Source organism: Nostoc sp. NMS7 (genome assembly GCF_017115085.1).
In the GTDB taxonomy this organism is placed as follows: Bacteria; Cyanobacteriota; Cyanobacteriia; order Cyanobacteriales; family Nostocaceae; genus Nostoc.
On the sequence record NZ_JABXKJ010000152.1, the window covers coordinates 1 to 18,803 of the forward strand.

At 42.4% G+C, this 18,803-nt stretch carries 14 protein-coding genes; 5 read left to right on the top strand and 9 right to left on the bottom strand.

Features of this window, described 5'->3' with window-relative positions; all coding sequences use genetic code 11:
* Positions 1–109: 109 nt before the first annotated feature.
* The 7 genes from HWQ38_RS15805 to HWQ38_RS15835 form a co-directional block, all read right to left on the bottom strand.
* Positions 110–631 (bottom strand): GNAT family N-acetyltransferase, encoded by a 522-nt coding sequence (locus tag HWQ38_RS15805; RefSeq protein ID WP_292795038.1) that lies wholly within the window; start codon positions 629–631, stop codon positions 110–112.
* A 43-nt stretch (positions 632–674) separates the two neighbouring features.
* Complete coding sequence (locus HWQ38_RS15810) at positions 675–1,490, bottom strand: DUF1838 domain-containing protein (protein ID WP_292795039.1); 816 nt, start codon at positions 1,488–1,490, stop codon at positions 675–677.
* A 232-nt stretch (positions 1,491–1,722) separates the two neighbouring features.
* On the bottom strand, positions 1,723–2,907 hold the full coding sequence (locus HWQ38_RS15815; protein WP_292795041.1) for an AbrB family transcriptional regulator: 1,185 nt from the start codon (positions 2,905–2,907) through the stop codon (positions 1,723–1,725).
* A 178-nt stretch (positions 2,908–3,085) separates the two neighbouring features.
* The gene (locus HWQ38_RS15820; protein ID WP_292795043.1) at positions 3,086–3,424 is read right to left on the bottom strand and encodes a hypothetical protein; all 339 of its coding nucleotides are present in this window, start codon (positions 3,422–3,424) and stop codon (positions 3,086–3,088) included.
* Positions 3,425–4,432: 1,008 nt separating this feature from the next.
* Positions 4,433–6,241, bottom strand: coding sequence for a multicopper oxidase family protein (locus tag HWQ38_RS15825; RefSeq protein WP_292795044.1), 1,809 nt, complete (start codon positions 6,239–6,241; stop codon positions 4,433–4,435).
* 1,135 nt (positions 6,242–7,376) lie between these two features.
* Positions 7,377–7,742 (bottom strand): Lin0512 family protein, encoded by a 366-nt coding sequence (locus HWQ38_RS15830; RefSeq protein ID WP_292795045.1) that lies wholly within the window; start codon positions 7,740–7,742, stop codon positions 7,377–7,379.
* A gap of 194 nt (positions 7,743–7,936) precedes the next feature.
* Positions 7,937–8,305: a Crp/Fnr family transcriptional regulator gene (locus HWQ38_RS15835; RefSeq protein WP_292795047.1), complete on the bottom strand. Its 369-nt coding sequence runs from the start codon at positions 8,303–8,305 to the stop codon at positions 7,937–7,939.
* A gap of 410 nt (positions 8,306–8,715) precedes the next feature.
* Between HWQ38_RS15835 and ileS the strand changes: the two genes are divergently transcribed.
* On the top strand, positions 8,716–11,655 hold the full coding sequence (gene ileS, locus HWQ38_RS15840) for an isoleucine--tRNA ligase (RefSeq protein ID WP_292795049.1): 2,940 nt from the start codon (positions 8,716–8,718) through the stop codon (positions 11,653–11,655).
* A gap of 258 nt (positions 11,656–11,913) precedes the next feature.
* Here ileS and HWQ38_RS15845 read toward each other — a convergent pair whose 3' ends face one another.
* Both HWQ38_RS15845 and HWQ38_RS15850 read right to left on the bottom strand, forming a co-directional pair.
* Positions 11,914–12,240 carry a hypothetical protein gene (locus HWQ38_RS15845; RefSeq protein ID WP_292795050.1) on the bottom strand — a complete coding sequence of 109 codons (327 nt, stop codon included), beginning with the start codon at positions 12,238–12,240 and terminating at the stop codon, positions 11,914–11,916.
* An 803-nt stretch (positions 12,241–13,043) separates the two neighbouring features.
* A complete protein-coding gene (locus tag HWQ38_RS15850) occupies positions 13,044–13,196 on the bottom strand; it encodes a hypothetical protein (RefSeq protein ID WP_292795051.1) in 153 nt (50 codons plus the stop codon).
* 430 nt (positions 13,197–13,626) lie between these two features.
* On the opposite strand from HWQ38_RS15850, the gene HWQ38_RS15855 reads away from it, so the two are divergent.
* From HWQ38_RS15855 to HWQ38_RS15870, 4 genes are all read left to right on the top strand, one after another.
* The gene (locus HWQ38_RS15855; RefSeq protein ID WP_292795052.1) at positions 13,627–15,045 is read left to right on the top strand and encodes a nicotinate phosphoribosyltransferase; all 1,419 of its coding nucleotides are present in this window, start codon (positions 13,627–13,629) and stop codon (positions 15,043–15,045) included.
* 4 nt (positions 15,046–15,049) lie between these two features.
* Complete coding sequence (locus HWQ38_RS15860) at positions 15,050–15,649, top strand: nicotinate-nucleotide adenylyltransferase (RefSeq protein ID WP_292795057.1); 600 nt, start codon at positions 15,050–15,052, stop codon at positions 15,647–15,649.
* The gene (locus tag HWQ38_RS15865; RefSeq protein WP_292795053.1) at positions 15,610–16,356 is read left to right on the top strand and encodes an NUDIX domain-containing protein; all 747 of its coding nucleotides are present in this window, start codon (positions 15,610–15,612) and stop codon (positions 16,354–16,356) included. The genes HWQ38_RS15860 and HWQ38_RS15865 overlap by 40 nt, the downstream gene beginning before the upstream one ends.
* A gap of 287 nt (positions 16,357–16,643) precedes the next feature.
* Positions 16,644–18,362, top strand: coding sequence for an NAD+ synthase (locus HWQ38_RS15870; RefSeq protein WP_292795055.1), 1,719 nt, complete (start codon positions 16,644–16,646; stop codon positions 18,360–18,362).
* Positions 18,363–18,803: the final 441 nt, after the last annotated feature.

An 18,803-nucleotide genomic window follows, 5' to 3' on the forward strand; every position in this document is an offset into this window, starting at 1 on the left:
CATTGGGCATTGGGCATTGGGCATTGGGCATTGGGCATTGGGCATTGGGCATTGGAAAACTCTTCCCCAGTCCCCAGTCCGCAATCCCCAATTTAGCGATCGCCAAATTTTAAATAATCTCTCTTCGCGTATCCGTCCAACCGTAGGCAACTTCAACCAGTTGCAATGTGGCAATCTCGATTTGCTTTTGGTACACCTGTTGACCACCAAGGCTTTGATAGAAATGGACTGCGGGATTATCAGCTAAAACCCACACTAACATTGAACTAATACCAGACTGCATCAGCTTGGTGGCGATGGTGGAAACTAGGCGATATCCTAAACCTTGGCGCTGGTACTTCTCCAGAATATAGATAGCATACAACTCACCTTCATAAAGGCGATCGCCTGTTCTCTCTTTACCTCCATTAGCAAAACCAACTATTTGCCCAATTTCATCTTCAGCAACATAGGTGAAATTATCCTGAGCTATATTGCTCAAAATTTTTACCCATTTTGTCTCTCGTTCTTTATAGGATAAATCTGCCAGAAACTTTGCTGGCATTAAGTTGCTGTAGGTTGTCCGCCAAGTGTCTACATGCACTTTGGCGATCGCCGGTGCATCGGCTAAGTTTGCTTCTCGGATCACCATCAGCGATCTCCTGGCAAGAGTTCGATATTTCTTTTCAGCTAGTTTATAATTCTTCTGCTTGGGGAAGCGGGAAGATTTCACCAGCTAAGTAAGCCTGAAAGTGCTTTTGGAAATATAACCAGGAAGTCATATCTTCGCCATCTATCAATGCTTTTGGGGCTTGTTTATATAAAGGAATCCGGTTATTAATTTCATCTTGCAGCAGTGGCGGTAGTTCTGTTAAACCATTGATTTTGCTGCCAACAGCACTGTAGATCAGTTGACCGGGGCGATCGCTCATTTTCATCCAGGGAAGCCATTGACCAATCCGATCCCAACTCAGTTTGAGTTGAGAAACTGATTTAAGTGCTGGGTTGAATAAATCTGCGGTTGGCACAGTTAATTTAAATAATTCTGCTGCCTGATAAATTGGATTTGGGCTGTATTCGGCAAATTTGGGATCATTTGCTAAAGGATTCGCGTAATAGGGAAATATATCAAAAACGAAGGTTGTACTGTCACCATCGACTTGGGCGGGGAAATTTCCCTCAAACGTTCCCTGCACAGGATTATTCGCAACGTGAATCACTGGAACTGTCTCGCCTGTCCAAGGATTTTCCCATTTGGACAAAACCTCATCTGTTTTTGGGTTGAGATAGTAAGTCAGTTCCCTAGAAGTAAAATCCCAGCTACCTTCTGCTGTGGGAATACATCGGCTAACGCTTAATCCCAGCATCTTAAACAGGAGTTGTTTTTTCTCACCGGGGATAAAGGCGTAAATTTTACCTTTCCAAATCAGGAAAGTCGATTCGCTAGGATCGAGGGAAGAACGGGTTTTAACCCAGTGCTGCGCTTCAAGTTCTTGAATTTGAGCAACCATCTAAAGCATCCTTAGTATTTGAAAGGGAGTGGGCTTGCCGTGAGCGTAGCCGAATGGGAGTTACGAGTTTGGAGAGACGCGATTAATCGCGTCTGTACAGGAGTTTTATCTAGAAGTCCTTAAAACCTCACCCTCTCCTAACGGACATCCCTCTCCGAACTCACGGAGAGGGACAGGTTTTGCATAGCAAAACCAGGGTGAGGTATCTCAGGGGCTATTGGATAAACCATAATTAAGCTGGTTTAGAAACTTGCTCATCCAGACGGCGAAACAAAAATACCCAAAGTGGTAGGGAACTGTTAATCGCAATTAGTCGCACTAAATGACCAGTTGTGACAATTTCAACATTATGATTCAATGCCAGGGAAACTAGGATCATTTCTGCCGATCCTCCTGGTGCTGTTACTAGCAGACAAGTTAACCAGTCCCAAGAGGTTAATTGCATCGCAAGTATAGCAGCGATCGCTCCCGCTACGAGGGTCATCGCCACAGACATCAAAGCATAGCCGACAGTCCGCTTTTTAAAGTTGGGTTTGTCTCCCCAATACTCACCAATAGTAATTCCCAGCAGCATTTGACCTAATAAGTTAATTAAAGGCGGCGGACTAAAGCTAATATCACCCCCAAAAGGCAGCCAGTGCAGCAAAGGATTAAACCCAATACCAATCAACAATGCGCCAAAGAAATCGCCAGCCGGAATGTTAAATAATATTGCTGGATAAACTACTAATCCAGTGATTAGCAGTACTAACAAGAGTAATCCTAGTTGAGATGGATCGAGATTGAGCCAAGCACCGTTGATTGGGAGTGTTTGCGGATAGTAATTACCAACTGATGTCTTAGCGATCAGGGGAATTAGAACAACTACTGAAGTGACGCGAATCGCCTGAACTAGGGCAACCAAACTCACATTTTTATTGTAATCGGCGGCGATCGCTGCCATAATTCCTACACCACCAGGAACTGTAGCCAGCATGGCTGTAAATAAGTTAGTTTTGCTGACGCGAGAGTAAATGTAACCAATACAACCTCCACTCAGCAGCAAAAACAAGGTAAGAAAAATAAATATCGGAATACCAGAAGCAATACTAGCTAGATTCGCGTCGGCATTAGAAGCGCCGATAGTTAAGCCGACAAGTGCCATTCCCACTTTTCTAGCAGTGCGGTTAGGTTGTGGGGAATATTCATAAAAAATTCGACACCCTTGAAGAACCACTGTACCAGCAGCAATCCCGCCAAAGATCCAGGCAATCCTGCCAATTTGGAACTTTGCCAGTAGTAAACCCAGAGGTAATGCCAGGAGCATTTCCAAAACAAGGACAATTAGTTGTTTTACAAATAGCTGTTGTTTGGTAACAACAGGATTTTTATCAGTGTGTTCTTCCAGGTTGGCAGCAACACTTACACTTTCATTCATCGATACAAGCTTTTATTAATTTAACTATGCATTTAAGCTAACGCGATCGCTCAAGATAACTAGGTCTAAATTTACCGCGTATTCCATTCCAACAAAAATGCCTATAGAGAGAGGATAGGGGCACAACGCTCGTTGTACCCCTACAAATAATTGGTATTCCATTCAATGGTTCAGCCGTTTAATCTTCGTCAAGGGCTGGGAAAGCTTCCTCAATCTGCCACAACCGATCTTTATTTTCAACAAACCAAATACGAGTTTTTGGAGTTAATTGACTCCAAATGACTTCAACAGGGATGTGAGGAGATGCATATTGGTACTGCTGACCAAGTGATTTGAGATTCTCTGCCACATCATGGGGAATTCCAAATTCTTCCCAGTCAACTGTGATATGTCTTCCCGAAACTCCGGCTGTGGGGTCGAAAACCAATTGTGCTGATCTGACTAAATCAGCAAAGTGTTTCGGTTTGAGTTTGGTGATTTCCTGAATTTGGAGTGATTCGTTATACTCTTGAGACATTATCGCCGCAGTGGTAAAGATTAGTGGTGTATTGAACTTACTGCCAGAGATTTTTATCCCAATATTTTTACTTTAGCGCAGAGCCGCTAACTTGATCATGATTAAGATTAGACATAGGAGTGAAAAAGAATGTAGAGATGTAACAGTGCTACATCTCTACAAGGGTTTTGGGTGACGCATATTTAATTTCTGGAGATGTCTATTACAGACTCGGAGCTAACGCATCTTATACCATTTCACACAACCCCTGATACAACATATAGATTTCTCGTAGGGGCACAGCAATGCTCATTAGTGTCAACTTAAGCGAAAAATCGCTTATCTATTGGCTGACACGCCCGCCTGGAACTAAAGTTCTTTGGCTTTTAGCTAAAGTCTACTAAAGTAGACTAAAGATTTTTCAGATTATTTAGTCATCTTGAGATGACTTTCGCTAAAAGCCAAGGAACTTCAGTTCCTTGTGGGACATGGGTTTTACGTTAAGTTGACACGCATGAGCATTGCTGTGCCCCTACCAACGTATTTGTATCATTATTAAAGTGAAAGGGTATTACATAGCCAACTATCTGCTAATTTTGCAATCAAAACACCTTATAAATAGTTTTCACCCTGAATGTAGAAGCTATCGTTAGTAAAATCACGATTTTTCCCTAAAGTCACAATTTATTTCCGTTAAAATCACAATTTTTACCTTAAAATCACGAGTTTTTCCTTAAAATAGTGATTTTTTCCTTAAAGTCGTGATTTTTTTCTTAAAGTCACGATTTTTTCCTTAAAGTCGTGATTTTTTTCTTAAAGTCACGATTTTTTTCTTAAAGTCACGATTTTTTTCTTAAAGCGAACCACAGAGGCGCAGAGAGGGGAACTAGAGAATTTGCTCCCCTCTCCCAAAATTGGGAGAGGGGCTGGGGGTGAGGGTCAAACCTCGAAAGCTTGCCAAGGCTAACTTCTACCTTAAGTAGCCCACCCCACAAGAATTAGTTGAGTATTTTTTTAATTGTCAGTCCCTTAGGGAGTTGTCACAACTTGAAAGCGTCGCATCATATCGAAGTCTTCATGTTCCATAATGTGACAGTGCCAAAGATAATACCCCGCTTTGTCGAAGGTGGCAATAATGCGAACAACTTCACCTGGGTAAATAACTACGATGTCTTTCCAACCTTTCTGTGAGAGTGGTGGAGTCTGAGGATTACCGATTAGGACAGGATTTTTGAGAAATAGCTTAGTCTTACCAGGGCTTGTGATCACTGGGACTACACTGCCAGTAAATGTCTGTCGATTTAGAATCAGGAAGGAAACCAAGTGCAAGTGAATTGGGTGTCGGTCTTGTGAGGTGTTGTATAATTCCCAAACTTCAGTTGTGCCGAGTTTTGGTTTCTCAGTAATTGGATCGTCATAGCGCAATGAGCCGTCTGCCAATGTACCTTGCTCTAGCAGCGTCCGACCGTATTCATCGTTCCTCTCAAACATAACCAGTTGCCGAGTGATTCCGGTTTGAGCAGGAGTTATAATCTTCTCAGGTAGCAACTGTGTTGTCAGTCCATCACTTTCATTAGTATCCACAGTCGCATTTGGAATATTTGAAAGTGGTTGCTTCACCGCAATCTTCATTATCTGACCGATAATATTGGGATCACCTTGATCGCGGTTCGAGTTATTGACGATAAACTCTTTTCCTGAATCGCCAGTGAAGTCAACAATCACATCAGCGCGTTCACCTGGAGCAAGAATTAAATTTTGAAGCGCGACTGGTTTTTCTAATAACCCTTGCTCGGTGCCGATTTGATAAAACTTTTCCTTTGAATCGTTGAAGTTCAGGTTATAGAAGCGCGAGTTTGAACCGTTTGCCAACCGTAAACGGTACTTTCTCGGTTCGACCGTCAGCTTTGGCCAGGCCATGCCATTTACTAGGATGAAATTACCGAAGAAATTCGGTATTACACTTGGATATGGAGCAGCTGGAGAATTTGAACGAGGTGGGTAGTAAAGCTGACCGTTCGCAGTGAAATTTCTATCCTGGATGATGATTTCTTTCTCCTGGTTTCCACTGGGCAAAATGTTGCGATTGATCAGATTAATCTCGTTGTTATCCCTGAGCAAATAGAAACCTGCAAGACCAGCGTATAGACTTAAACGACTGTTACCCATAACGTGGTCGTGATACCAGAGTGTCGCTGCCCGGCTGTCATTTGCATAGCTATAGTTCTTTTTAACCCAACGGCTTCCGGTTAGTGAAAAATCTTGTGTAAACCAAGCGTCGGGATATCCGTCGCTAGCCCACTCAGTATGACCGCCATGCAGATGCATCGCTGTAGGTACAAGCCCTTTTTGGAGAGCGTTTACAATCATTCCTGAAAGAATGCTCTTGTCTACTGGCAAAAGATGTCCAGATTTTGGTAGTTTGTTGTCCCACACCACTTGAATCGGTACGTTTTTTTGCGCCACGAATGTCGGTCCTGGGTAGGTAATATTCGTTCGCCCTTGCCAAGCATACCCCCAAACTGTTGTGTTTAAGCGTGCATCATCCTTTGTACCATATATGCCATCTGCACCGGGACTGCTATATAATCCCAGCCATTGGTTAGTTTGTCCGATTACTACATTGAAGTTACCACCGGTTGTAGCATTTATCCTTGGTGGAGACGGCAAGGAATTGATGAACTTCGGTTGGGTGGCCGGATCTAGGAAGGAATCAGCAGCGATCGTTACATTCAATCTGGAAAAGATGATTCCAGCCAGCAGTGTGACAATAAAGACAAAGGGGAGATACCATTTGAAGATTCCTCTCCACTTACTTAGCAACCACTTGCTAGTCATAATTAATCTAGTCCTTCAAAAATTATTATTGATAGTAATAGGATTTACGCAAAACTACACACGCTAGGGGCAATTCATGTAGCTTTAGCTGACCGCAGGGTATTGCCCCTAGCTGAAAATCATTCTTTTCGGCTATTGTTTGCGTAAGTCCTGAGTAAGCTAATGGAGAGCCTTTGACACTCTTCAAGTCTAAGAACGCTGAGATTATTAAGACTTATCTGTAATTTTTTTGTGAAAATATTCTAATTTGAAGCTAGCTTTTTTACGATTTTTGCTACCTTTAATTTGTCTACTAACTCGCCTTTATCTAAGGTTCATCACTTGCACTATTCTTACTAACAAAATAAGTTATCGGGCAAGCTAGTGCCTTGGTTATAATATCGCAATAACCGCTTTGAATAAATTGCTGATTGTATTGAGTGATTCTGTCAGCTAAACTCAAATTTTAAGGAGAACGAAGCATACCCAGCCACTCGTTCATTTAATTTAATTGGGCGATATTACTCGGAAGCTTATACACATAGTTTGTTAGCAATTTTTAATTACTTCCCTGATCTGCTTGAGTCAACTTAATATATACATATATTCAAGTGAAGTCAACAGGTAAATGTATTAAAAGAACAAAGAATCAGCCAGTCTTTTATGAAGAATTAAAGAAGCGTCCAAACATAATGTTACCTAATTATGCTTGGGAAAATTTAGTCAAAGCTTCTAATACCATTTCACACAAACCCTGATACATATAGATTTCTCGTAGGTGCACAGCATTGCTCATTGGTGTCAACTTAAGCCTTGGCGAATGGAATTCGCGGCTACACAAACAAAGTCCACCTTCGTGGACTAATACAAAATTAAGGATTCTTAACCCACGCAGGTGGGTTTTGTCTGTGTAGACGCGGTTTCTAACCGCCCTTTTAACTTAAGTTGACACGCATGAGCTTTTTCTGTGCTCCTACCAACGTATTTGTATCATTATTAAAGTGAAAGCTTCTAACTCATTAGAGATTAGTGTTAGTGAGTTAATTGAAAGAGTAGGTAGAAACATTAATGCTAATATCAGGCAAGATGACTAAATCTTCTGACTGTTTTTGCCCTCTCCCAAAAATGGGTGAGGGGCTGGGGAGTCTCAACTAAATTAGTCATTTTCGATCAGAACTGTAACAGCTGCGATCGCAATTAACATTTCGTCATTTTTATCGTTGAGTTCGGGAATAGCCCGCCCTTGAACTACCATCCCCCCAGATTCTACGGTGAGGGTTTTCCGACCAAATGGTAGTACAGCTAATACTTCTTCTTCTCTAACTTGTTCGGGATATGGCACTGCTACCTGAACCTCTATAATCATTTGATTGGGATGACTTAAACCTGCAACTTCCCAAACACCAGGTAAAGCATTGTGAGCGATCGCATTCCTTACCGCCCTAGATGCTGCTACTGTTGGATCTTGTCCATGTTGATCGATTCCCATCCCCATCTCAATAATTAACCGTTTACGCGCCATTGCTACCTCTAGTAAATTCTGCACCTTTGACTTTAGATAAATCAGCAGTCAAAAGCCAAAATTTAGAGTTCTCTGAATTCTGACTTCTGACTCCCCAAGCGAGAGCATATAATATATATGATCACCTTCTGCAAAGAAGCTAAGAGTAAAAGCAGATTGTGATTAGTTTTGGAACTCTTACCTGATGAGGTGCTTTAAAGCAGATGCTGCAAGCGTCTAAGTCGCTCTGAGTAACTTTTCATCACCTGTAGGGCAAATATCGGTGTTTCCTGAACGGCAAAGAGAAACCCTTCCTCATCAAGGAAACCCAGTTTGCTATCCACTTTGGCAATAGCTGTGTAAGTTCTATTTTGGACTCCTACAAGTACCCCGATACCAAAAACTTCGCCCGTCTCAATGGTTTCTATAACTTTGCCATTGACTAATATATCTACCTCTCCTTCGAGAATGCCATACATATTATCGCCAGGCTGTCCTTCTTCAAAGATGGCTTGGCCTGCTGAAAATACTTTAGGGTCGGATTTTTTTTGAAAAATACTGACTGTTAGAACAGGACTTAACATTAGAGCAACCCCAAAATTAATTGTTTTTAAACGAAACCTTTGGATAGCTTTAGGCGAACCTAGAAAAGTATACTACTTTATGTTGATTAACTCTCAACTCCGTAAAATTCCTGATTAATCCCCTGACTTTTCAGGTTATGTGGAAAAGCTAACGCCAAACCTAGTCCTCATTCTCTACTAGAACTAGGGTGTACACACAAGTCATTCGATTACCCAAAAGTCCTCCAAAACCTCAAAGAGTCCTATCGGACATCCCTCTCCTTAATAAGGAGAGGGACAGGTTCTGCATAGCAGAACCAGGGTGAGGTTTCTTTGAGCTATACGGTAGCCTGATTAAATAGCAAATTTTGGTTTTGATGTCATCTTCTATAATTAATAAAACCTGCACACCTAATTCTAGGCATGAGACTGTGACCGAATCAGGAAGTTACAAAGATACTGTAAACCTACCCAAGACTAACTTTGAGATGCGGGCAAACGCCATCAAGCGTGAGCCGGAAATCCAAAAATTTTGGGAAGATAATAAAATTTACGATCGCCTTTCCGAAAATAACCCCGGCGAATTATTTATACTGCACGATGGGCCTCCCTACGCTAATGGCTCACTGCATATTGGTCATGCTTTAAATAAAATTCTCAAAGATATTATTAACCGCTACCAACTACTACAAGGGCGTAAAGTTCGCTACGTTCCTGGTTGGGATTGTCACGGATTGCCAATTGAGTTAAAAGTTTTGCAGAACATGAAGTCAGCAGAACGGCAAAATTTAACGCCTTTACAATTGCGGCAGAAAGCGAAAGAATTTGCTTTAGCGGTGGTAGACGAGCAGCGTCAAAATTTTAAACGCTACGGTATTTGGGGGGATTGGGACAACCCTTATCTAACTCTGAAGCCGGCTTATGAAGCGGCTCAAATTGGCGTGTTTGGTCAGATGTTCTTAAAAGGCTACATCTATCGCGGTTTGAAGCCGGTTCACTGGAGTCCGAGTTCTAAAACGGCTTTGGCGGAAGCGGAGTTGGAATATCCAGAAGGTCACATTTCTCGCAGTATCTATGCAGCTTTTCCCATCACAGGTTTGCCGGAAGCTGTAAAACCACTGTTGGCGGAATATCAGTCAGATTTGGGTGTGGCTATCTGGACAACTACACCTTGGACAATTCCGGCAAATTTGGCTGTGGCGGTGAATGCAGATTTGAATTATGCAGTGGTGGAAGTGGAACCCCACCCCCCAACCCCCTCCCCGCAAGCAGGGAGGGGGAGTGAGGAAGTTTCTTCTGATTCTCCGTTAACGGAAAAAGTGAGGTTCCGCTATCTCATCGTTGCTGCTGATTTAGTAGAAGGTTTATCTTCGACGTTGGGAGTTAAGTTAACTCTCAAAGCCACGTTTAAGGGGAATGATTTAGAACATATTACTTACCGTCATCCTCTATTTGACCGCGAAAGTCAGATTGTAGTCGGCGGTGATTACATTACTACTGAATCCGGTACGGGGTTGGTACATACTGCTCCCGGTCATGGTCAAGAAGATTACATTGTTGGTCTGCGTTATGGTTTGCCTATCCTTGCACCAGTGGATGACAATGGCAATTTTACCGAAGAAGCGGGAGAATTTGCGGGGTTAAATGTGCTGGGTGATGGGAATCAGGCGGTAATTGATGCCTTAAGGTTGGCTGGTTCTTTGTTGAAAGAAGAAGCATATCCTCATAAGTATCCCTATGATTGGCGGACGAAGAAGCCGACGATTTTCCGCGCGACTGAACAATGGTTTGCTTCGGTGGAAGGATTTAGAGAAGAAGCATTAAAGGCGATCGCCACGGTAAAATGGATTCCAGCCCAAGGTGAAAATCGCATTACGCCAATGGTGGCGGAACGTTCCGATTGGTGTATCTCCCGTCAGCGCAGTTGGGGTGTACCCATTCCCGTTTTCTACGATGAAGCCACGGGAGAACCACTGCTGAATGAGGAAATTATCAACCACGTCCAAGGAATTATCGCAGAAAAAGGTTCTGATGCTTGGTGGGAACTATCGGTAACTGAGTTATTGCCGGAATCCTATCGCCAAAATGGTAAGTCTTACCGCAAAGGTACAGACACAATGGATGTATGGTTTGATTCTGGCTCATCTTGGGCAGCTGTCGTGCAACAGCGTCCAGAGTTACGCTATCCTGCTGATATCTATTTGGAAGGTTCCGACCAGCATCGCGGTTGGTTCCAGTCAAGTTTGCTCACAAGTATAGCAGTGAATGACATTTCACCTTACAAAACTGTGCTAACTCACGGCTTCGCTTTGGACGAACAAGGGCGGAAAATGAGTAAGTCAGAAGGAAATGTGGTTGACCCAAATACAATTATTCAAGGCGGGAACAATCAAAAAGTAGAACCAGCTTACGGTGTAGATGTATTGCGGCTGTGGGTATCCTCGGTAGACTACTCTGGCGATGTCCGCATTGGTAAAAACATCATCAAGCAGCTGAACGATGTCAGAGGCAAAATTCGCAATACGGCGCGGTTTTTATTGGGTAGCTTGGATGATTTTGACCCAGAAAAAGATGCAGTACCTTTCGAGGAATTGCCAGAACTTGACCGTTATATGCTGCACCGGATTACCGAGGTGTTTGAAGAAGTGACGGAAGCCTTTGAGAGTTTCCAATTCTTCCGCTTTTTCCAAACAGTGCAGAATTTCTGCGTCGTGGATTTATCCAACTTTTATTTAGATGTTGCCAAAGATAGGCTGTACATCAGTTCACCCGATGCTTTCCGCCGTCGCAGTTGTCAAACGGTGCTGAAAATAGCAATAGATAATTTAGCACGAGCGATCGCACCAGTATTATGCCACACTGCCGAAGATATCTGGCAATATCTCCCTTATAAAACACCTTACAAATCGGTATTTGAAGCTGGTTGGGTGCAAGTAGAGGAAAAATGGCGTAATCCAGAATTAGCAGAATTTTGGTCAGCGCTGCGACAACTCCGCACCGATGTTAATAAGGTGTTAGAACAAGCCAGGATAGAAAAACTAATTGGTTCTTCCCTGGAAGCGAAAGCTTTAATTTATGTACCTCACAAACAGTTAGGCGATGCTATCAAAGCCTTCAATCCTGTTAAGGGTAACGGTATTGATGAACTGCGGTATTTATTGCTGACTTCCCAGGTGGAATTATTAGATTCTGCTCAAGGGTTGCAAGGATTAGAATATACGACGCAGACGGAAGACTGGGAAATTGCGGTAGTGAAAGCAGACGGGGTAAAATGCGATCGCTGTTGGAACTACTCCATTCATGTGGGAGAATCAGCAGAACATCCCCTAATTTGCGATCGATGTGTTGCAGCCTTAGCCGGGAACTTTTAAAAGTTAGGAGTTAGGAGTTTGGAGAGACGCGATTAATCGCGTCTGTACAGGAGTTAGGAATAACTTAAGAGTTATAGCGGTTCTCGGCCTTTGTGAGATACAAGAACTCCACCCCGCCAAAGCTAGGGGTTGGGGGTTAGGTTTGAGATAAAATTGATGGCGTTAAGTAACTATTCACGCCATCAATTTTATCTTGACAGATGTTAGTCTGACGTTGAAATGCTCAAAGCCTGTATTTGGTTTCAACTGTGGAAACGCTTAATTGTAGCAGGCTGCTAAATCAATAGCAGCCAGACCTCCGCGATAAGTAGTCCAAGTAACCGAACAGGTTTTGTTTGCCGAATAACCCTCACGAAGTAAATCACTAATTTCTTGGTACAAAGCACTATTTTTCCACAAACATGCCCAACCACCGACAGTTGGTAATGTAGGGTTCATTTGAAGACATACACCCCTTCCTGCTACCGCCGAATCAAGATAATATTCGCTAATCGTACCAGATGCACTGTCAGCCAGAGCTGATGTATTACCCAGCATAACTAAAGCACAAGGTAAACCCAAATACTTGAAAAGTTTCGCATTCATAAATTTTCAGTCCTTTGCTATGTGATTAAATGTCTAGAATTGACAAAATAAACGTCTAATCCTAGACCAAAGTAGTTTTAGTCAACTAAATCAAGCCAAATAAAAGCATATCTGAAAAGTAAAAAATGCATCCTGCCAAACTACTAAACTACCCTGAGAGAGTTGCTAGAACATTTACTTTGTCAGATTAAAATGCCGATAAAAACAAGTAAATATTATCAGAGGATGTTTTAAAAGTATTGGGCGAATATAATTCGCTACTACACAACAGAAGTCCACCGTTGTGGACTAATGCAAAATCAAAAGTTTGTTAACCTGCGGAGGCAGGTTTTGTATTTCGACTCCGCTCAACACAAGTCTGTGTAGCCGCGATTTCTAATCGCCCACGCGAGCAATAAATTAGACTTTACAAACATCCCTGAAATTCATAACCAGATTATGTTAATATTTTGTCGCTGATAAGTCAAGTTAATAAAATTCATATTTTTCATCGCAACTATAGTCCTACTTAATCATTAGTAAATAACGAGATCCCCGACTTCTTAGAGAAGTCGGGGATCTGAGTCTTGCAATTTTCACAAATCAAATAGGATTCTTAGATGACGCTCTTTTATTACTCTGACTAGAGAATATTTAAAACCTTGTTTCTCCGGCTTTAAAAAAGATTGAAGGTCAGCATCTTATTTTTCTCTTTCCAGAGATATAAAACATATTTTTTACTCCACTTTAACCCTCCCCTTTATAAGGAGGGATTAAGGGGGGTAAGAATGCAAAGATACAGCCAACGACTTTTCAAACATCCTCTAATTATTATCATCTTTACGCTTATCGTAAGGCTCACCTTTAAAAGGTTGTACGCCAATAGTAGGATAAGAATCATCATTAGGCCCAAAAATCCGCATTGCAGCTTCAGAAATATACTGGGTTATGTTCGCAATGATTCTGGAAATAGACATAATATTGGACTCCTTATTTTCGAGTCGCTTTAATTGTGATACCTATACTCTAATGCGGATATTGTTGACTAGCTCAGATTCTCAATATATCGAGATTATACGCAATGTTTATTTAGATAACTTCGCAATACTTTAGCTTTTCAAAAAGTCAAATTTCTCTCACCGATTCTAATTGTAACATAGTTATTTCTCCAACCCCAGTCTGGTAAACAAACTAGACTTACCAGCATATTATTTTCTTTCATTAGCCGCCTGTCAAATTAAGATTATTACTATTAATAAATATTAAATTATTGATAAAGTTAATATTAATTTGCCGATAAATCTGCTGTTCTACGGCAATCTCAGAAAATATATTCGCCGGGAGTTGACATTATTTATGGTAGATATTACCATAAATAGCAGAGGCATCTTGTAAGGAAGCTCTGGAATGACAATTTTGCCAGATTTGGACTATGTACATAAACAGCAAAACCAGGAACTAAACCTCTCTGGAGATGACTACAGCTTGCTGACGGATCTTTATCAGTTGACGATGGCAGCTTGTTACACAGGCGAAGGTATAGAACAAAGACGGGCAAGCTTTGAGTTGACTGTGAGGCGATTGCCAGAGGGTTTTGGTTATTTAATTGCAATGGGGCTGACGCAGGCATTGGAATATTTAGCGAAATTCCGCTTTAGTTCCTCGCAAATTGCGGCATTACAGGCAACGGGAATTTTTGATCAAGCAAGCGATCGCTTTTGGTCACTTTTAGCGCAGGGAAAGTTTACGGGTGATGTTTGGGCAGTACCGGAGGGGACAGCCGTCTTTGCCAATCAACCACTGTTGCGGGTGGAAGCACCCCTTTGGCAAGCGCAATTAGTGGAAACTTACCTGCTAAATACGATTAATTACCAGACTTTGATTGCCACAAAAGCAGCACGGTTGCGGGATGTAGCGGGGGAGAAAGCAACACTTTTAGAATTTGGGACACGACGAGCATTTAGTCCCCAGGCTTCCTTGTGGGCGGCACGGGCGGCGTTGGCAGGTGGGCTAGATTCCACTTCCAATGTGTTAGCAGCGCTACAACTGGGACAAAAGCCAAGTGGTACAATGGCACACGCCCTGGTTATGGCGTTGTCAGCAATAGAAGGCACTGAGGAACAAGCTTTTAGTGCATTTCATCGATATTTTCCGGGTGCGCCATTGCTAATTGATACTTATGATACCGTTGCTGCTGCCCAGCGCTTGGCCGAAAAAGTCAATTCCGGGGAAATGCAATTAACAGGAGTGAGATTGGACTCAGGAGATTTAGTTACCTTATCAAAACAGGTGCGATCGCTCCTTCCCGGTGTGCCAATTTTTGCTAGTGGCGACTTAGATGAATGGGAAATTGCCAGATTAAAAGCTGCTGGGGCCCAGATTGATGGTTACGGATTGGGAACGCGATTAGTTACGGGTTCGCCTGTAAATGGAGTTTATAAACTCGTGGACATAGATGGCATCCCAGTGATGAAACAGTCGAGTGGTAAGGTTACTTATCCAGGGCGCAAGCAGATTTTTCGCTCGTTTACCGGAGGTAAGGTAAAAGCAGACAGGTTGGGACTTTTAGGTGAAATTCCTCTGGAAGAAGAACCTTTGTTGCAGTTGGTCGTCCAAGAAGGTAAACGGATGCAGCCGTTGGAGTCGTTGGCAACAATTCGTCAGCGTACCGCCGCTTCAGTTGCCAGTTTGCCACAGGAAACACGGCGTTTGGATCATCCTGTGGGGGTGCAGGTGGAAATTTCTACCGCGCTACAAGAGTTGACGGAGAAAACTAAGAAACAAACCGCATTCGCGCAGCGTCTCGTAGAGAAGGACGCAAAGTAAGATGATGAGAATTGCTTTGTTTGGAACTAGTGCCGATCCACCAACTGCGGGACATGAAAAAATTCTCAATTGGTTGTCTGAGCGTTATGATTGGGTAGCGGTTTGGGCAGCCGATAATCCATTTAAGTCCCATCAAACACCCTTAGAGCATCGGGCGGCAATGCTGCAACTGTTGATTGCGGATATAGACGCGCCACGGCATAATATTGCTTTGGAACAAGAATTGAGTAGCTTCAGAACACTGGAAACAGTGGAAAAAGCGAAGCTTACTTGGGGTGAGGACGCGGAATTGACATTGATTATTGGTTCAGATTTAGTGAATCAGCTACCACGTTGGTATCGCATTGAAGATTTGTTACAGGAAGTGCAACTATTGATCGTGCCGCGACCCGGATATGCAATAGATGAGTCTAGTTCAGAGGTAGTGCAGAAGCTGGGAGGGAAGATTGCGATCGCTAGTCTGACCGGTCTAGATGTTTCCTCAACAGCCTACCGCGAACATGGAGATTCTGAAGCCCTCACAGCCCCTGTAGTTGCCTATATTAATCGAGAGCATTTGTACGAATGCCAGGACATTTCCCAAGAAAGATACCAACTCCGCTAAACCAACAACCTTTGGCCGATTTCAAGGTTGGTGTTGATAATGTAATTTTTTCTGTAGATACTGCCCAAAATCGGCTGTTAGTTCTACTAGTAATGCGACAGCAAGAACCATTTTTAAATCATTGGAGTCTTCCCGGTACTTTGGTGCGTCCAGGAGAGTCTTTAGAAGATGCCGCCTATCGCATTATGGCAGAGAAAATTAAGGTCAACAATCTCTATTTAGAACAACTGTATACCTTTGGCGGGCCGAATCGCGATCCACGGGAAGCAACCGATAGTTATAATGTACGTTATCTATCAGTTAGTTATTTTGCCCTAGTGCGATTTGAGGAAGCCGAATTGATTGCCGATCGCATGACTGGTATAGCTTGGTATCCGGTAAAAGAAGTGCCGCAATTAGCTTTTGACCATAATGAAATTCTGGCCTATGGACACAGGCGGTTGCAAAATAAATTAGAGTATAGTCCGGTGGCTTTTGAAGTCTTGCCAGAAATGTTCACGTTGAATGATTTATATCAGTTATACGCCACAGTTTTAGGTGACAATTTTTCCGATTATTCTAATTTTCGAGCGCGTCTACTCAAGTTAGGTTTTTTATCCGATACCGGAATTAAGGTATCACGGGGTGCTGGCCGTCCAGCTAGTTTGTATAAGTTTGACGCTGAAGCTTTTGCTCCCTTAAAAGATAAACCTTTGGTGTTTATTTAAGTAATTGTTACGCAGAGTTGAAAATTGAAAGTCCAGGGCTATTTCCTTCTAGACAGAAACCGCCTAGAGCTGAAGTTCAAGGCTCATAGCTAAAGTCAGTTTTAACGGACTATAACCTTTTCTTAGTCGTCTTTAGACGACTTTCGCTATTAGACTCAGAATTCATTCTGAGGCGGACTAGATAAGAATGAAATAGACCTGCTTCAAAGTCAAGGCAATTAATTTTAAACCTTGATTCCAAACTCTTAATTCCTAACTCTTAACTCCTCACTCCTAACTAACGAAAAATGAAAATTGCGATCGCTCAAATTAATCCGACAATTGGTGATTTGCTTTTGAATGCCCAAAAAATCCTGGAGGCGGCACAACGAGCAGCATCTAGCGGTGCGCGTTTGTTGTTGACACCAGAACTTTCTTTATGTGGCTATCCACCAAGAGATTTATTACTAAATCCTAGTTTTGTGTCAGCGATGGGCATCACTTTACAGAAGTTAGCCCAAGATTTACCACCAAATTTAGCTGTGTTGGTAGGAACTGTTGAACAGAACCTGAAAGCGTCTATTAGTGGCGGTAAAACTTTATTTAACAGCATAGCTTTATTAGAGAATGGCAAGGTGAAGCAACTTTTTCACAAGCGACTTTTGCCTACTTACGATGTATTTGATGAACGTCGCTATTTTGAACCAGGATTGCAAGCTAATTATTTCACTCTAGATAATATCCATATTGGCGTAACTATTTGCGAAGATTTATGGAACGATGAGGAATTTTGGGGCAAACGTAGTTATACAGTGAATCCAATTGCTGACTTAGCAATTCTCGGTGTAGATTTGATTGTAAATTTGTCTGCTTCGCCCTACAGTTTCAGCAAGCAGCAGTTTCGAGAAACGATTCTTAAGTATAGTGCAGTGCGTTTTCAACAACCGATTATTTATGCTAATCAGGTTGGCGGAAATGATGACCTAATTTTTGATGGTCGTAGTTTTGCCTTAAATCGTCAAGGTGAAATTATGTGTCGCGCCCGTGGCTTTGACACAGATTTAGTGGTAGTTGAATTTGATGAGGCGCAACGGGATTTGCAGCTGGGTTCTGTAGCACCTGTGTATGAATCAGAAGATGAAGAAATTTGGCAAGCTTTGGTTTTAGGAGTCCGAGATTACGCTCGTAAATGTCACTTTTCTAAAGTAGTGTTGGGTTTAAGTGGCGGGATTGACTCGGCAATAGTAGCTGCGATCGCAACTGCCGCACTTGGTAAAGAAAATGTCCTCGGTGTTCTCATGCCTTCCCCTTACAGTTCTGAGCATTCCATTAGTGATGCTGAGGCATTAGCCGAAAATTTGGGGATTAAGACTAATCTTTTACCAATTGGGGAGTTAATGCAAGGCTTTGATCACACTTTAGGCGATTTGTTTGCAGGTACAGAGTTTGGACTGGCAGAAGAGAATATACAATCTCGGATTCGCGGTAATTTATTAATGGCGATCGCTAATAAATTTGGCTATCTGCTTTTATCTACCGGTAACAAGTCAGAAATGGCTGTCGGTTACTGTACTCTCTACGGTGATATGAATGGCGGATTGGCGGTAATTGCAGATGTTCCTAAAACCCGTGTATATTCACTTTGCCAATGGTTAAATCGCAATAATGAAATCATCCCGCAAAACGTCTTGACTAAACCACCCAGCGCCGAACTCAAACCAGGTCAAGTGGATCAAGACTCTCTACCGCCTTACGAAATTTTGGACGATATTTTGCAACGCCTGATTCATAATCACCAATCAGCAGTACAAATTGTTACAGCCGGTCACGATCCAGTGATTGTAAACCGAGTAATCCAAATGGTAGCGCGGGCTGAATTTAAACGGCGACAAGCACCCCCCGGTTTAAAAATCACCGATCGCGCCTTTGGAACTGGTTGGCGAATGCCAATTGCTAGCAACTGGGTTGGTGTCAAAAACGCCTACCAGACTAAAACTACAGCTACACCTAACCTTAGTTTGTTGTGATGGACAAAATGCTTATCCGCAAATTAAGTAATTAGTTATCAAACCTCTCCCTGCCTTGAACTTTTATTAAAGTCTGTCCTTCTCCGATGCAAAGAGGGACAGATTTTGCGTAGTAAAATCTTTTTTATTAGTGGGACTTAGACTGACACTATATAACCCGTCGAACTCACATTACAGCTATTTTCAGGTATAGGACTTACGCAAAAGTACACGCTGTAGGGGCAATTCATTAATTGCCCCTACCTGAAAATAAGGGTTTCGGCTATTGTTTGCGTAAGTCCTCAGGTAAATAGACCACGCGGTAGGGGCACAGAAAAAGCTCATTGGTGTCAACTTAAGCGAAAAATCGCTTATCTGTTGGCTGACACGCCCGCCTGGAACTAAAGTTCTTTGGCTTTTAGCTAAAGTCTACTCAAGTAGACTAAAGATTTTTCAGATTAT

Excerpts from the sequence above, each read along its gene's own strand:
- HWQ38_RS15850 (WP_292795051.1), bottom strand. The coding sequence starts at position 13,196 with ATGTCTATTTCCAGAATCATTGCGAACATAACCCAGTATATTTCTGAA.
- HWQ38_RS15805 (WP_292795038.1), bottom strand. The coding sequence starts at position 631 with ATGGTGATCCGAGAAGCAAACTTAGCCGATGCACCGGCGATCGCCAAA.
- HWQ38_RS15845 (WP_292795050.1), bottom strand. The coding sequence starts at position 12,240 with ATGAATGCGAAACTTTTCAAGTATTTGGGTTTACCTTGTGCTTTAGTT.
- HWQ38_RS15810 (WP_292795039.1), bottom strand. The coding sequence starts at position 1,490 with ATGGTTGCTCAAATTCAAGAACTTGAAGCGCAGCACTGGGTTAAAACC.
- HWQ38_RS15870 (WP_292795055.1), top strand. The coding sequence starts at position 16,644 with ATGAAAATTGCGATCGCTCAAATTAATCCGACAATTGGTGATTTGCTT.
- HWQ38_RS15815 (WP_292795041.1), bottom strand. The coding sequence starts at position 2,907 with ATGAATGAAAGTGTAAGTGTTGCTGCCAACCTGGAAGAACACACTGAT.
- HWQ38_RS15860 (WP_292795057.1), top strand. The coding sequence starts at position 15,050 with ATGAGAATTGCTTTGTTTGGAACTAGTGCCGATCCACCAACTGCGGGA.
- HWQ38_RS15825 (WP_292795044.1), bottom strand. The coding sequence starts at position 6,241 with ATGACTAGCAAGTGGTTGCTAAGTAAGTGGAGAGGAATCTTCAAATGG.
- HWQ38_RS15830 (WP_292795045.1), bottom strand. The coding sequence starts at position 7,742 with ATGGCGCGTAAACGGTTAATTATTGAGATGGGGATGGGAATCGATCAA.
- HWQ38_RS15855 (WP_292795052.1), top strand. The coding sequence starts at position 13,627 with ATGACAATTTTGCCAGATTTGGACTATGTACATAAACAGCAAAACCAG.
- HWQ38_RS15835 (WP_292795047.1), bottom strand. The coding sequence starts at position 8,305 with ATGTTAAGTCCTGTTCTAACAGTCAGTATTTTTCAAAAAAAATCCGAC.
- HWQ38_RS15820 (WP_292795043.1), bottom strand. The coding sequence starts at position 3,424 with ATGTCTCAAGAGTATAACGAATCACTCCAAATTCAGGAAATCACCAAA.
- HWQ38_RS15865 (WP_292795053.1), top strand. The coding sequence starts at position 15,610 with ATGCCAGGACATTTCCCAAGAAAGATACCAACTCCGCTAAACCAACAA.